Annotated in this window: 12 protein-coding genes and 1 pseudogene; 10 read left to right on the top strand and 3 right to left on the bottom strand. The window is 62.8% G+C overall.

Annotated features, from left to right (window positions below; all coding sequences use genetic code 11):
- Positions 1–11: 11 nt before the first annotated feature.
- Positions 12–1,625, bottom strand: coding sequence for a DUF349 domain-containing protein (locus CQ020_RS21715; RefSeq protein ID WP_105568088.1), 1,614 nt, complete (start codon positions 1,623–1,625; stop codon positions 12–14).
- A 66-nt stretch (positions 1,626–1,691) separates the two neighbouring features.
- The gene (locus CQ020_RS21710; RefSeq protein WP_181151991.1) at positions 1,692–2,486 is read right to left on the bottom strand and encodes a peptidylprolyl isomerase; all 795 of its coding nucleotides are present in this window, start codon (positions 2,484–2,486) and stop codon (positions 1,692–1,694) included.
- 207 nt (positions 2,487–2,693) lie between these two features.
- Between CQ020_RS21710 and hisS the strand changes: the two genes are divergently transcribed.
- The 3 genes from hisS to CQ020_RS21695 all read left to right on the top strand — a co-directional run bounded on the left by hisS (position 2,694) and on the right by CQ020_RS21695 (position 6,811).
- Positions 2,694–4,040, top strand: a complete 1,347-nt coding sequence (hisS, locus tag CQ020_RS21705; RefSeq protein WP_105693949.1) for a histidine--tRNA ligase — start codon at positions 2,694–2,696, stop codon at positions 4,038–4,040.
- Positions 4,041–4,150: 110 nt separating this feature from the next.
- On the top strand, positions 4,151–5,944 hold the full coding sequence (gene aspS / locus CQ020_RS21700) for an aspartate--tRNA ligase (RefSeq protein ID WP_105693948.1): 1,794 nt from the start codon (positions 4,151–4,153) through the stop codon (positions 5,942–5,944).
- Between the two features lie 69 nt (positions 5,945–6,013).
- The gene (locus tag CQ020_RS21695) at positions 6,014–6,811 is read left to right on the top strand and encodes a GNAT family N-acetyltransferase (RefSeq protein ID WP_105693977.1); all 798 of its coding nucleotides are present in this window, start codon (positions 6,014–6,016) and stop codon (positions 6,809–6,811) included.
- A 64-nt stretch (positions 6,812–6,875) separates the two neighbouring features.
- Here CQ020_RS21695 and CQ020_RS21690 read toward each other — a convergent pair whose 3' ends face one another.
- Positions 6,876–7,475, bottom strand: coding sequence for a Vms1/Ankzf1 family peptidyl-tRNA hydrolase (locus tag CQ020_RS21690; protein ID WP_105693947.1), 600 nt, complete (start codon positions 7,473–7,475; stop codon positions 6,876–6,878).
- Positions 7,476–7,516: 41 nt separating this feature from the next.
- On the opposite strand from CQ020_RS21690, the gene CQ020_RS21685 reads away from it, so the two are divergent.
- From CQ020_RS21685 to CQ020_RS24370, 7 genes and pseudogenes are all read left to right on the top strand, one after another.
- Entirely contained in the window at positions 7,517–9,013 is a 1,497-nt protein-coding gene (locus CQ020_RS21685) for a replication-associated recombination protein A (protein ID WP_105693946.1), read from the top strand.
- 204 nt (positions 9,014–9,217) lie between these two features.
- On the top strand, positions 9,218–9,838 hold the full coding sequence (gene rpsD / locus CQ020_RS21680) for a 30S ribosomal protein S4 (protein WP_011774968.1): 621 nt from the start codon (positions 9,218–9,220) through the stop codon (positions 9,836–9,838).
- Positions 9,839–9,996: 158 nt separating this feature from the next.
- Positions 9,997–10,371 carry a DUF948 domain-containing protein gene (locus tag CQ020_RS21675; RefSeq protein WP_062069464.1) on the top strand — a complete coding sequence of 125 codons (375 nt, stop codon included), beginning with the start codon at positions 9,997–9,999 and terminating at the stop codon, positions 10,369–10,371.
- A gap of 53 nt (positions 10,372–10,424) precedes the next feature.
- Positions 10,425–10,655, top strand: coding sequence for a hypothetical protein (locus CQ020_RS21670; protein ID WP_181151990.1), 231 nt, complete (start codon positions 10,425–10,427; stop codon positions 10,653–10,655).
- A gap of 115 nt (positions 10,656–10,770) precedes the next feature.
- Positions 10,771–13,449, top strand: a complete 2,679-nt coding sequence (alaS, locus tag CQ020_RS21665; RefSeq protein WP_105693944.1) for an alanine--tRNA ligase — start codon at positions 10,771–10,773, stop codon at positions 13,447–13,449.
- Between the two features lie 2 nt (positions 13,450–13,451).
- On the top strand, positions 13,452–14,042 hold the full coding sequence (gene ruvX / locus CQ020_RS21660) for a Holliday junction resolvase RuvX (RefSeq protein WP_105693943.1): 591 nt from the start codon (positions 13,452–13,454) through the stop codon (positions 14,040–14,042).
- A pseudogene (locus CQ020_RS24370) lies at positions 14,039–14,292 on the top strand (aminodeoxychorismate lyase); the annotation flags it as partial. The gene ruvX and the pseudogene CQ020_RS24370, both read left to right, overlap by 4 nt.

The raw sequence follows: 14,292 nt of genomic DNA, 5'->3' as shown, positions 1-14,292 counted from the left end.
CTTAGAAACCCCTAGGCGAGGTCGCTGGCGGAGCGCTGGATCTGGTCAAGCCATGCTTGACGCGCTTCCAGTGCTTCGCGGGCAGCCTTGATGCGGCGCTGGTCGCCAGCCTTTTCAGCCTTCTCCAGATCCTCCTTCAGGCCTGCGATGGCAGATTCAAGCTGTGACAAGGCGCTGTTGGTGCGGGCCTTGGTTTCCGGGTTGCTCCGTCGCCACTTCTCTTCCTCGGCTTCGCGGACCGCATCCTCAACCTTGCGCAGCCCGGCCTCGATCCTGCCCATATCGGCGCGGGGAACCTTGCCGGCATCTTCCCAACGATCTCTGATGGACTGGAGAGCCTTCTTGGCAGCGTTGAGATCGTTGATGGGGAGAAGTGCCTGCGCCTCAGCCACGAGCTGTTCCTTCACACCAAGGTTGGCCGTGTATTCCTGGTCGATCTGCTCGTTGGCGGCCTGGCGGTTGCTGAAGAAGACGTCCTGGGCGGCGCGGAAGCGGCCCCACAGTGCGTCATCATCCTTGCGGCTTGCACGCGGAGTGGTCTTCCACTGGTCCATCAACCTGCGGTACTCGCCTGCGGCGAATCCCCAATCGGTGGAGGTGGAGAGCGCTTCGGCCTCTGCAATCAGGGCTTCCTTGGCGGACTTTGCCGCAGAGTTGTTACTGTCCAGCTGGGAGAAGTAGGCGCGGCGGTGACGATCGAAGACCGTCCGAGCCGAGCGGAAACGCTTCCAGAGCGCGTCTTCGTTGCTGCGGCCGAGCCTGACCCCGCTCTTCTGCGCTGCCTTCCACGTTTCAAACAGCTCGTTCATCCGTGCGCTGGAGGTTTTCCACTGGATTTGAGCGGGGTCCTGGCCGGCAATGGTCTCAGCTTCGGCAACGATCGCTTCGCGAGCCGCGAGTTCGCTGGCGCGCACCGCTTCGTGGGCTGCCTTCTCCGACTTTTCCAGTTCAATAACCTGGGCTGACAGCGCGTCCAAGCGGGCCTCGGCAGCGCGGATGTCGCCCACCATGTTGCGCTCCGCGAGCTGCTCACGCAGGTGCGTGACAGTCTTCTGCATGTCCGTGGCAGGTGCCTTGGACTCCACCCGGTGTTCCAGGAGAACTACCTGTGCAATGACGTCGTCGAACTTGCGGGCAAAGTAGCCAAGGGCATCATCGGTGCTGACGCCCGGGTACTGACCTACAGCGATCTCTTCACCGTCCAGCGTGAGGAAGACGTGGCCATCACCTTCGGCGCGCCCCCACTTGGCTGCCTCGGCAAGTGACGCCGCAGATACCGCAGGGGCGGCAGGAACGACGGCGGCGGGAGCCTTTGGGCGGGCCGCGAAGGCGGCTGGGGAAGGCGCCGCGGACGGCGTCGGGCGGGGAACAGCCGGTGCCGCTGGCGTTGCTGCCGCAGGGTCCTCCGTAGTGTCCCCGGCAGTCACAGCCGCCTCGGCGGTCGGTGCTGCGGGCGCTGCCTCGGCGGTCGGTGCTGCGGGCGCTGCCTCGTCGGCCGGAACTGCTTCGCTGACTGGAGCATTCTCCACGGGAGCTGGCGCCTCGGAATCGTTGGCGCCGCTTGCCTCGACTGCTTCTTCGTTGGCCACTACTGCTGTTTCGTCGGATTTCTGACTGTCTGTCACCGCTAAAAGTCTTTCGCTTGGAGGGAACTGCTCAGGTAATGCACTCCGGGCCTGGCCTGGAGCTGGTTACTTCAGAGAAAACGAGTCTATCGTGACAGGTGCCACAGGGGCGCCGTCGCTGGCGTTTTCACCGGGTTTAAGGCCTGCTGCCGCAATCTTGGCTACGACGTCCAGGCCGCTGGTCACCTTACCTACTACGGTGTACCCACCGGCCGTGTCAGCAGGGATGGTGGTGTCCTTGTAAACAATGAAAAATTGGTGGCCGTTGCCAAAAGCGTTGTTTCCAGTGCGGGCTACGGCAATGGTCCCGGCAGGGTAGTTGTTGTCCGCTGGAGTATTCTCCAGCGGCCCCCATCGGTAGTTTGCGTCGTCTGCCCCGTCTTCGGACTTGGCGCCGCACTGGAGGAGGCCGAACGTTTCGGAAGTGGTCAACCGGTGGCAGAACGCGCCGTTGTAGTAACTGGCGTCGGTGAGGGACTTGAACACCGCGGCAGCCTGCGGTGCCGCGGTTCCGTTCAGTTCGATGCCGAGAACGCCGCTGTTCAACGCGAGCTCGCCGGTGAAGGTCTTTCCGGCAGCCGTTTCCGGACCGGGTATGTCGGCGCTGTTCGATGCAGCCGGGGAAGCGGACGGTGAACTGAGCCCGGCTTCGGCGGCGGCAAACTCCGCCTCGGTGGGGTTTGAGCTGAAGGCTGTCAGTTGCAGCACTACGGCCAATACCACCGCCACGCCGGCTGCACTCACGGCGATGGTGTTGTCGCGTTTGCGTCGCTTGCCCTGTTCCTGCCGCAGGGCACGCTTGGCTTCCATCTGCCTGATGCGCCGTTTCGCTTCGCGGTCATCCCGCGACCTTGTTGCCAAGAGTCCTCCTGATTGTGTCCACTTTGGGTGGCTGCCGACAGGAACCGGGCATGCTGCATTAGATGTGCACGCGCGGAAAGCATAAACTGGCTGCCGCACATAGTTTATGCATGACCGGCTGGACGCCCGCCCTGTAAACGCCGGAAGGGCGTTTAAAAGCTGCGGTGCGATGCCAGCGTCAGCTTTCTTCGAGGAGACTTTTCCACCATGGCACGTAACGCCTCCCTGTCCGGATTCCCCGAGTGGCTTCCCCAGGAGCGGTTGGTGGAGCTCCATGTGCTGGATACGCTCCGGAAGACGTTCGAACTGCACGGCTTTTCTTCTATTGAGACCCGTGCCGTTGAAACCGTGGGACAGCTGCTCCGCAAAGGTGAGATCGACAAAGAGGTCTATGGACTGAGTCGACTCCAGGACGATGACGGTGAAGCTGCCACATCGGACAAGTCGGACCCCAACGCCTTGGCCCTTCACTTCGACCTGACTGTTCCCTTCGCCCGCTACGTGGTGGAGAACGCCGGCTACCTGGCATTTCCCTTCCGCCGGTACCAGATCCAGAAAGTCTGGCGGGGCGAGCGGCCGCAGGAAGGCCGTGCGCGTGAGTTCACCCAGGCGGACATTGATGTTGTGGGCGACGGCGAACTGCCGTTCCGGTACGACGTCGAAATCGCGTTGGTCATCGCCGAGGCCCTGAGCGCTTTGCCGATCCCGGATTTCCGGCTTCGTATTAATAACCGCAAGCTTGCCGAAGGCTTCTATCGCGGCATCGGGCTCACTGACACGGCCGGGGTGCTGCGCAGCATCGACAAACTGGAAAAGATCGGCGCCGCCAAGGTGGCTGAGCTGCTGAAGAGTGAGCTCGGAGCCACGGACGAACAGGCCGGACTTGCCCTTAAGCTGGCATCGATCCGTACCGAGGATGCTTCCTTTGTGGACCAGGTCCGAGCACTTGGAGTGACAGATGACCTCCTGGAAGAGGGCCTGAGCGAACTCGAGCAGGTCATCCAAGCCGCAGTTCTGCGTGCTCCCGGCAAGGTCGTCGCGGACCTCAGCATCGCCCGTGGCCTGGACTACTACACAGGTACCGTCGTTGAGACCGTCCTGGTGGGCCACGAGCAGCTTGGTTCCATCTGTTCCGGGGGCCGCTACGACGCGTTGGCGAGCAAGGGCAACCGCAAGTTCCCCGGCGTCGGCCTTTCCATTGGCGTGACGCGGCTCGTGTCTCGCATCCTCAGCCAGGAATTGGCTACGGCCTCCCGATCGGTTCCCACCGCGGTGTTGGTGGCCTTGAACACGGACGACAGCTGGTCCGCTGCGCAGGACATTGCCGCCCAGTTGCGCGGCCGGGGCATTGCCACGGAAGTTGCAGCCAAAGCAGAGAAGTTCGGCAAGCAGATTAAGTTCGCGGATCGCCGAGGCATTCCGTTCGTGTGGTTCACCGACGACGACGGCAAGCACCAGGTCAAGGACATCCGTTCAGGCGAGCAGGTTGATGCCGACCCCGCCATCTGGATGCCTGCCGAAGCGGATCTGCACGTGCGGGTCACCACCGCCTGATACATCCATAGCTTGTCCTGCCTGGTGGCAGGAGCCGCGGCCGGGGCGGGTAAACTCGGACGGGACCGCTTTGCAGCGGTCCCTCTAAATTTCATGCTGAAAGGAATGCTGTGCTGCGCACACATGACCTCGGATCCCTTCGCTCCGAGCACATTGGACAAACCGTTACCCTGGCCGGCTGGGTGGGCCGCCGCCGTGATCACGGTGGCGTTGCATTCGTTGACCTGCGTGACGCTTCCGGTGTCGCCCAGGTGGTTGTCCGTGAGGAAGAGGTCTTCCACGGCCTTCGGAACGAGTACGTGCTGCAGGTGACGGGTACCGTCAACAAGCGTCCTGAAGGCAACGAGAACCCGGCTCTGGCCACGGGTGAAATCGAGGTTATCGCGGACAACGTTGTTATCCTCAACACCTCCGAGCCTCTCCCGTTCCAGATCGACGAGCACGTGGAGGTCGGCGAGGAAGCCCGGCTTAAGCACCGCTACCTGGACCTGCGCCGCCCCGGCCCCGCCCGCAACATGCGCCTGCGTTCGGAGGCAAACCGTGTGGCACGCGAGCTGTTGCACCAGCGCGGATACGTCGAAATCGAGACACCGACGCTGACGCGTTCGACGCCGGAAGGCGCCCGCGACTTCGTGGTTCCGGCGCGTCTTGCCCCGGGTTCCTGGTACGCCCTGCCGCAGTCGCCGCAGCTCTTCAAGCAGCTCCTCCAGGTGGGCGGCTTCGAGAAGTATTACCAGATTGCGCGTTGCTACCGTGACGAGGACTTCCGTGCCGACCGTCAGCCGGAGTTCACGCAGCTGGATATCGAAGCCAGCTTCGTTGACCAGGACGATGTCATTGAACTGGGCGAGGCGATCGTCAAGGCCCTGTGGCAGTTGATCGACGTGGAAATCCCCACCCCGATCCGCAGGATGACTTACCTGGACGCCATGGCCAAGTATGGCTCTGACAAGCCTGACCTGCGTTTCGGCGTGGAGCTGACTGAACTTACCGAGTTCTTCAAGGACACCAATTTCGGCGTTTTCAAGGCGCCCTACGTCGGAGCCGTGGTCATGCCCGGTGGCGCTTCCCAGCCGCGCCGAACCCTGGACGGCTGGCAGGAATTCGCCAAGCAGCGTGGACACAAGGGCCTGGCCTACGTCCTCTTCAAGGAAGATGGCGAGCTCGCCGGCCCCGTTGCCAAGAACCTCACGGATGACGAGCGCGCCGGTCTGGCTGACGCCGTTGGCGCCAAGCCGGGCGACTGCATCTTCTTTGCTGCCGGCGAGAAGTCAGCGGCGCGTGCCCTGCTGGGTGCTGCCCGCGTTGAAATTGGTCACCGCACCGGCTTGATCGATCCCAAGGACTGGGCTTTCGTTTGGATCGTGGACGCTCCCATGTTCGAGCCTGCTGCCGCTGCTGTTGCCTCCGGCGACGTCGCAGTGGGCGGGGGGCAGTGGACGGCCGTACACCACGCCTTCACCTCGCCCAAGCCAGAGTTCCTTGACACGTTCGACCAGGACCCGGGATCTGCGTTGTCCTACGCTTACGACATCGTCTGCAACGGCAACGAGATCGGCGGCGGTTCCATTCGTATCCACGACCGTGAGGTCCAGGAGCGCGTGTTCCAGCTGATGGGCTTGGACAAGGAAGAGGCCGAGACCAAGTTCGGCTTCCTCCTTGAGGGGTTCAAGTACGGCGCTCCTCCGCACGGCGGCATGGCCATGGGGTGGGACCGTGTGGTGGCTCTCCTCGCCGGGGTTGAATCCATCCGCGACGTCATCGCCTTCCCCAAGACCGGCAACGGTTACGACCCCCTGACTGCTGCGCCGGCTCCCATTACCGCCCAGCAGCGCAAGGAAGCAGGCGTGGACTTCAAGCCGGAGTCCAAGCCTGCTGCGAAGCCGGAAACCAAGTCCGAGTAATTTTGTGACCAAAAGGCTCCTCACTGCGGTGAGGAGCCTTTTGTGTTCCAGCCACTGAAGGGTCAACGCATGATGGAGCAAGCGTTTCTGGAATCGCTCATGGATAAGGCCTGGCCTGCACTTGAGCGTGAAGAACTTGAGCGTGAAGAAACGGGGGACTGGGTCCTGCGTGCTTCGGGCGGAGTGACCCAGAGGGCTAATTCCGTGTGGCCAAGGAACGCTTCCGGTGGGCTGGAGGAGGGACCTGGCATCGCACCATCCGTTCGTGCAGCGGCGGAGTGGTATCGGCTTCGCAGGCTTCCCTTGATCTTCCAAATCTTTGACGACTCCCGCAGCGCTGCCCTCAATGCTTACCTGGATGAGCAGCGCTACACGAGGCAGTCGGCAACAAAGATCATGGTCCGCGGCGCGGAGGGGCTGCCTGTCAGCACGTCGGGCCGGAACGTTGAAATGGCCACAGAGCCGTCTGAGGAATGGCTAAGCGTGTGGTGGACCGTCGACGGTCGCGGAGGCGAAGCTGAACTGTCGGTCGCTCACAAGATTCTCAGCGCCTGCCCTGCGCTTTACGCATTGGTGAGGGACGACGACGGCGTCCCCGCCGCCGTCGGACGTCTCGCTTTGGTGGATGGCTGGGGCGGTATTTACAGCATGGCGACGTCGGCAGAGCACCGCCGCCGCGGATACGGGGCCGAGGTTCTGGCTGCGCTGTTGAACGCCGGGACCCACCACGATCTCGAGGGATTCTGGCTGCTGGTCACGGAGGCAAATCACGGAGCACAGCGGCTTTACTCGCAAGCTGGTTTCAGCAGCCACGGCAGCTACCTCTACCGTCAGGCGCCACTGAGGCGTGCGCCCAGCGGCTGCTAGATCTCAGCTGTTAGATCCCAGGCTGCCGGTTCCTGGGCTGCCGCGGCCGCTCATCCGTCGGGTGTCAGACGGGCGGATCAGTCACCGTGATGCGTACGGCGCAGGCATCGGCAGCGCACTTTGCCAGCACTGCAGTCTTTGGAGCTTGAACGTCCAGGAAGGCCAGGCGCGCACGCCCGGCAATGGCCCTGAGTAGCGGCTGGGAAAGAACCTGTTCCACCAGCACGCGGTCGCCGCCCGGGACGAGGTACTCAATGTGGTGTTCGCTGAAGACGCGCGCAGCGTGTTCCGCTGTGGCCTTGGCCTCCAGGAAGCGGCTACCACTCTTTGACGCGAGGATTGTGGACCCGCTGGCAGCAGCTATGGAGTATCCGCCCTTGCGAACCAGCAGCAGGCCAAGCCCCCGTTCCTGGTTTGCCAGTGAAGCCAAACGGTCCACTTCTGTTGCTCCCCGGCCCGGACGTCCGTCTGCAGGCCAGGGTGCCCTCAGCAGGGCAGTCGCACCGTCGGCCGCCCTCAGAAGTACCCCGTCGTCGTCGAGGTCTTCTGCGATTGGACCGTGGCTTGCCGCGAACCGGTCCACCCAACCCCGCAACCTGGCGGCGGGTACCAAAGCAGTCCGGCTGCCGTGACCCGGATGAGGGGCAGATGCTCGGCGATCCACGTCGATGTCTCCTTTGCTGGAACTATGAGTAGCCTATCCATGTGGAAGATCTCTTTGGTGCCGGTGCAGTTGATGACGACGAGTCCGAGGATCTGTCCGTGTCGGGGGGTCCCTCCGATGCCCGCTGGATGGCTTCGCAGCGGAGTCCGCTCGCTGTAAGAATGCGCCCCCGGTCTCTTGACGAGGTGGTGGGGCAGCAGCATCTGCTGGGGCAGGGCTCGCCCTTGCGTCAGCTGGCAGCAGGTGCTGAGGCTGCCGGCCCCGCGGGTCCCAGTTCGGTGATCCTTTGGGGCCCTCCCGGGACCGGGAAGACCACGCTCGCCCACGTGATCGCACGAGGGCCCGGGCGTAAGTTCGTTGAACTGTCAGCCATCACAGCCGGCGTCAAGGATGTACGCCGCGTCATGGATGAGGCGTTGACAGCCCGCGACCTTTACAAGAAGACCACCGTTCTTTTCCTCGATGAGATCCATCGTTTCAACAAGGCCCAACAAGATGCCCTGCTCCCTGGGGTGGAGAACCGTTGGGTGGTGCTGGTGGCTGCCACCACGGAAAACCCGTCCTTCTCCGTGGTGTCGCCACTGTTGTCACGCTCGCTGCTGCTCACGCTGAAGCCGCTTACCGATGACGACATTTCCGGTCTGCTTGAACGGGCAGTTGCCGATACCCGCGGCCTGGCTGGCCGCGTGGAGCTAAGCCCTGAGGCGTTGGACCATCTGGTCCGGCTGTCCGGAGGCGACGCCCGCAGGGCATTGACAGCGTTGGAAGCCGCCGCCGGCGTCGCGTTTGGTGACTCCGCCGTCGTCGATGTTTCCGACGCTGAGGCGACAGGAACTGAAGAGGACAGCGACACCGACGACGGCGAAACCGGGCTCGCGAAGGACAGCGTTCCTGACGCTCCCGTCCTGGTGGAACTCCGTCACACTGAACGTGCCCTGGATGCCGCGGCCGTTCGCTACGACCGTGCCGGCGACCAGCATTACGATGTGGCCAGCGCGTTCATCAAGTCCATTCGGGGCTCGGACGTTGATGCCGCCCTGCACTATTTGGCACGCATGCTTGAAGCCGGTGAGGACCCACGGTTCGTCGCGAGGCGGATTGTGATCTCTGCCGCCGAGGATATTGGAATGGCAGATCCCACCGCGTTGCAGACCGCAGTGGCCGCGGCACAGGCAGTGCAGTTGATCGGCATGCCGGAGGGCCGGATCGTGTTGGCCGAGGCCGTGGTCCATCTGGCCACCGCGCCAAAGTCCAACGCCGCTTATATGGGTCTGAACAAGGCGGTGGCTGATGTTCGTGCCGGCTTCGGTGGCGGCATCCCCATGCACCTGCGTGATGCTCACTACCCTGGCGCAAAGCAGCTCGGCCATGGGAAGAGCTACAAGTACGCACATGACGAACCACACGGCGTGGCAACCCAGCAGTATCCGCCGGATGACTTGGTGGGCAAGGACTACTACGAGCCCACCACTAACGGAGCTGAACGCGATATTGCTGCCAGGTTGGAGCGGCTCCGTAAGATCGTGCGCGGAGAGTAGCGCCGGAATGACGCCCGCTACGGGTGGAGACCCTGCCCGTGATAGGATCGTTGCTTGTCTGGCATGGCCTGACGCACAATCCCTCTGAAGATTCCTTCAATAGTGCTGTGCGCCCGGGCTAGTAGCAAGAGGCAGCGGTTGGCCGATGCTCTCCCTGATGGAGGCCAGTAACACTGACACACCGCAGTAATTGGAAGGACACAAGTGGCTAACAACACTCGTGCTCGCCGTACCGCACGCCTTTCGCGTGCACTCGGCATTGCTCTGACCCCCAAGGCCGCCAAGTACATGGAGCGCCGCCCGTACGGCCCCGGCGAGCATGGCCGTGCCCGCAAGAAGCAGGACTCCGACTACGCCGTACGTCTGCGCGAAAAGCAGCGTCTGCGCGCCCAGTACGGCATCCGTGAAGCTCAGATGACCCGTGCCTTCGAAGAAGCACGCCGCACCAAGGGCCTGACCGGTGAGAACCTGGTTGAGCTCCTCGAAATGCGTCTGGATGCCCTCGTGCTCCGTGCAGGCTTCGCCCGCACCATCGCACAGGCCCGCCAGCTGGTTGTTCACCGCCACATCATGGTTGACGGCATCCGCGTGGACCGCCCGTCGTTCCGCGTTGGCGAAGGTCAGCTCATCCACGTTCACAGCCGCTCCGAGGTAATGCCCCCGTTCCAGGTGGCAGCCGCTGGTGCACACGTGCTCAACAACGTGCCGGCATACCTGGACGTCAAGATCGACGCCCTTCAGGCCCGCCTGGTTCGTCGCCCGAAGCGCTCCGAGGTCCCCGTGATCTGCGAAGAGCAGCTCGTCGTCGAATTCTACGCACGCTAAATTTCAGCAGCGTATACAAAGAAGCCCGTGGCACACGCCGCGGGCTTCTTTGTATGTAAGGTACCGGTCCACTATAGGTAAGGTACTGGGGGAGGCCTTGCCCAAAGCCGTGAACCGGCTGGTGTGAGGCAGCGAAACGATCCAAGGAGAAGAGTTCTATGTCTGGTGGCGACATCGCCGGCCTCATCGCAGCAGGAGTGTTCGCGCTTCTCGTCCTGCTTTTGGCCGTGCCCATTTTGAAGCTGGGCGGCGTTTTTGACGAAGTGCGGACGTCCATCCGTTCACTCAGCGACGGCGCCACGCCCCTGATGGATGAAGTGACAGCAACCGTCACCACCACCAACGAACAGCTGAAGAAGGTTGACGGAATCGCCTCCAACGTGTCCGACGCCTCGGCCAACATCTCCGCGTTGTCCTCTCTTGTTGCGGCCACGGTGGGCTCGCCGTTGATCAAGGTTGCAGCCTTCAGCTATGGCGTGCGTTCTGCGTTCGCTGGACGCCGCGCGCCTTCCTCCGGCCGCCGCAGCCGCTGACCTCAGCAGCCTCTGAACCAGTTGGCCGCGAACTACAGGGAGACCAAAACCTCATGAAGAGAATTGTGTGGATGGGCATCGGCGTCGCCATCGGCGTCATTGCGTTCCGTAAGATCACCGAAGCCCAAGCCAACCTTGGGCCCGAGGGCTTGAATCGAGCTGTTGGCCGGATGGCCGATGGCATGTTCGACTTTGCCGACGCCGTGCGTACAGGGATGCACCAACGCGAGGAAGATTTGCGGGCAGTGTTGGGGATTGACGACGCCGTAGCCACCCGGCGCTAGCGGGAGCAGTTCGCCCCCGCGCCCTCAACAGGGCAGAATGGAAAGCTGCGGAACGGCACCAGCCGGTTCCGCGCACATCGTGTGCAGTGAATTGAGAAGGGTAAGTAATCAGCTAATGAAGTCGCAGGAGATCACCAAGCGCTGGGTGGACTTTTTTGTCAACAAGGGTCACACCGCCGTTCCCTCCGCGTCGCTCGTTTCCAGCGACCCGTCACTTCTCTTCACTGTGGCCGGAATGGTGCCCTTCATTCCGTACCTGACCGCGCGCGAAGAGCCGCCCTACAGCCGTGCCACGAGCGTCCAGAAGTGCATCCGCACCGGAGACATCGAAGAAGTAGGCAAGACGGCCCGCCACGGGACGTTCTTCCAGATGTGCGGCAACTTTTCCTTCGGAGACTACTTCAAGGAAGACGCCATCAAGTTTGCTTTCGAGCTGCTCACCACGAGCGTTGACGACGGCGGTTACGGACTTCCGGCCGAGCGCCTCTGGGTGACGGTCTACGAAGAGGACGACGAAGCCAAGGAGCTGTGGCTCAAGAACACCGGCATTCCCGCTGAGCGAATCCAGCGCATGGGCAAGGCGGACAACTACTGGTCCACAGGCCAGCCCGGCCCTGCAGGTCCCTGCTCCGAGATCTACTATGACCGCGGCCCTGCCTACGGCATTGAAGGCGGCCCTCTGGCCGACGAAACCCGCTACATCGAAATCTGGAACCTCGTGTTCATGCAGTACCAGATCGAGAACGTCCGCTCCAAGGTGGACTTTGACATCGTGGGTGAACTGCCGCAGAAGAACATTGACACCGGCCTGGGCATGGAGCGTCTTGCCATGATCCTCCAGGGTGTTGAAAACATGTACGAGACCGATCAGGTCCGCCCTGTGATCGACAAAGCAGCTGAATTGTCCGGCCGCGAGTACACCTCGGCTGAGTCCCCGGAAGATCCGCACCACACGGACGATGTCCGCATGCGTGTTGTAGGCGACCACATTCGCTCTGCCTTGATGCTCATTGCCGATGGTGTGGCACCGTCCAACGAAGGCCGTGGCTATGTGCTGCGTCGCCTGATCCGACGCGCTGTCCGCGCCATGCGCTTGCTCGGCGTCGAAAAAGCCTGCCTCCCCGACCTTCTTCCCGCTTCCCGCGACGCCATGAAGGGCGTCTACCCGGTGGTGGAGACCGACTTTGCCCGCATCAGCCGTATTGCCTACGCCGAAGAAAAAGCGTTCCTGCGCACTATTGCTTCCGGTACAGCCCGTCTGGAAGATGCTGTAGCCGAGTCAAAGGCTGCCGGCGTTCCACTTTCCGGCGCAGACGCCTTCGCCCTGCATGACACTTACGGCTTCCCGATTGATCTGACCCTGGAAATGGCAGAAGAAGCCGGCCTCAAGGTGGACGAAACGGGTTTCCGCGCCCTCATGCTGGAGCAGCGCCAGCGTGCTCAGGCCGATGCCAAGGGCAAAAAGGGTGGCCACGCCGACCTCAGCGCCTACCAGGAGCTTCTGGGCAAGGGCGAAACAGTCTTCACCGGGTACAGCGAACTTGAGGGCGAAGCAAAGGTCCGCGGCATCGTCAGCGGCGGCCGGTCGGTGGCGCATGCGTCCACCGGCGACGAAATCGAGTTGGTCCTCAACGAAACCCCGTTCTATGCAGAAGCCGGCGGTCAGTCCGCTGACACAGGCCTCATCACCGGCGACGGTTTCGTAGTTGAGGTTGTGGACGTTCAGCGTCCCATCAAGGGCCTCAGTGTTCACAAGGCGATTGTCCGCGAAGGTGAGATCGCTTCCGAGGCCTTGGTGCGCGCCGCCGTCGACCGCGAACGTCGTCATGCCGCCGAGCAGGCCCACACCGGCACGCACATTGTGCATGCTGCGTTGCACCAGATCCTCGGCCCGGAAGCCACTCAGCGCGGTTCGTACAACAAGGCCGGATACCTTCGCTTTGACTTCGCCTGGGGCGAGGGCCTCAGCACTGCTACCCGCTCCGAAATCGAAGAGGTTTCCAACATCGCCATCCGGAACAACTTCCGGGTGGACACCAAGGTGATGGGGCTCGCCGAGGCCAAGGAGCTGGGTGCCATGGCGCTCTTCGGCGAAAACTACGGCAGCGAAGTGCGTGTGGTGGAGATCGACGGCGCGTGGTCCCGCGAGTTGTGCGGTGGCACCCACGTGGCCAGCACGTCCCTGATCGGCAGCCTCTCCCTGTTGGGCGAACAGTCTGTTGGCTCGGGAAACCGCCGTGTTGAGGCTTTCGTAGGCTTGGATGCCTTCCGTCACCTCGCAGCCGAGCGGGCCTTGGTCTCAGAGCTCACGGATCTTTTGAAAGTTCCGTCCGGACAACTTGCTGACCGGATCTCCAGCACCCTGAACAAGCTCAAGGCCACAGAGAAGGAGCTTGATCGCCTCCGCAAAGAGCAGCTCGCAGCAGCGGCCGCCAACCTGGTGGGTACCGCCAAGGACGCCGCGGGCGTTAGGGTCGTAGCCCACGACGCCGGCCAGGTGGGTGGCGCTGATGATCTGCGCAACCTTGCCCTCGATCTCCGTAACCGCCTCGGCTCGGAAGCCTCCACTGTGGCTGTTGCGGGTGTCAGCAATCACCGTCCCGTCATACTGATCGCCACCAACGAGGCAGCCCGCGAAGCAGGCGTCAAAGCCGGAGTGCTGGTGCGTTTGGCAGCAGGGATCCTCGGTGGCGGCGGTGGCGGCAAGGACGACGTCGCCCAAGGCGGCGGCACCGACGCTGGGAAGGTCTCTGAGGCCCTCACAGCGGTGGTGGATGCGATTGCCAAGCGCTGACGGTGGATTCCAGTACTGACAGTGGCGTCTACCCCCACGGCATCAAGCTGGGGGTAGACGTCGGTACCGTCCGGGTGGGTCTGGCCATCTGCGATCCGGACGGAATCCTGGCGACACCGTTCAAGACAGTAGGGCGGGACACCAAGAAAAACTCCGATGTGCGCGCAGTGGTCAAGCACGCTGTTGACTTGGCGGCGGTGCAGATTTTCGTCGGTCTTCCCCGCACCATGAAGGGCGAAGAGCGGGCGTCTGCGCAAATGGCCATGGACTATGCGGACCTCCTGTCCAGCGAGCTTCTGCGTGTCGGTTTAGACGTTCCCGTGAACCTTGTGGATGAGCGACTTTCAACTGTTACGGCACACCGCAACCTGCACGAAGCTGGCATGAGCAGCAAGAACCACCGTAAAGTGGTTGATCAGGTTGCCGCTGCCGGAATACTGCAGCACGCAATCGACATGCAAAAAGCCAGAGGAACGGACGTTGGCCGCCGAGTGCAGGCACCGGTGCAGTCCGAAAAGCCCAGCAGTGCCCCAACGCTGCGGGCTGCCTCCGGCAGTGAAACCGATTCTTCTAAGAGGGGACTGCAACTGTGAGCCCGGTCAACAACGACCCCTCCAGCGGTACCGCCGGCGGCGGTATGCCGCTTACCCGCAAAGAGCTGCGGGCGCGTGAACGATTCCTCGCCACGCAGAACCACAATGTGGTGCCCGTTCCCGAAGCGACCCCGGGGGAGGCGGCTCCCTCGGCGGAAGGCGAGCTGGAATTGCCCCGACCAGTCCCTGCGGTTCAACCTGCCCCCGTTGTGCCGCCCACGCCCGTGGCACCCCCCGCACCAGTGGCGCC

The organism is Arthrobacter sp. MYb23 (genome assembly GCF_002979775.1).
In the GTDB taxonomy this organism is placed as follows: Bacteria; Actinomycetota; Actinomycetes; order Actinomycetales; family Micrococcaceae; genus Arthrobacter.
This window is presented reverse-complemented; position numbering and strand designations above follow the sequence as displayed.

What these genes read in the sequence shown, in the direction of transcription:
- CQ020_RS21670 (WP_181151990.1), top strand. Translation starts at nt 10,425, where the DNA reads ATGAAGAGAATTGTGTGGATGGGCATCGGCGTCGCCATCGGCGTCATT.
- CQ020_RS21695 (WP_105693977.1), top strand. Translation starts at nt 6,014, where the DNA reads ATGATGGAGCAAGCGTTTCTGGAATCGCTCATGGATAAGGCCTGGCCT.
- hisS (WP_105693949.1), top strand. Translation starts at nt 2,694, where the DNA reads ATGGCACGTAACGCCTCCCTGTCCGGATTCCCCGAGTGGCTTCCCCAG.
- CQ020_RS21675 (WP_062069464.1), top strand. Translation starts at nt 9,997, where the DNA reads ATGTCTGGTGGCGACATCGCCGGCCTCATCGCAGCAGGAGTGTTCGCG.
- alaS (WP_105693944.1), top strand. Translation starts at nt 10,771, where the DNA reads ATGAAGTCGCAGGAGATCACCAAGCGCTGGGTGGACTTTTTTGTCAAC.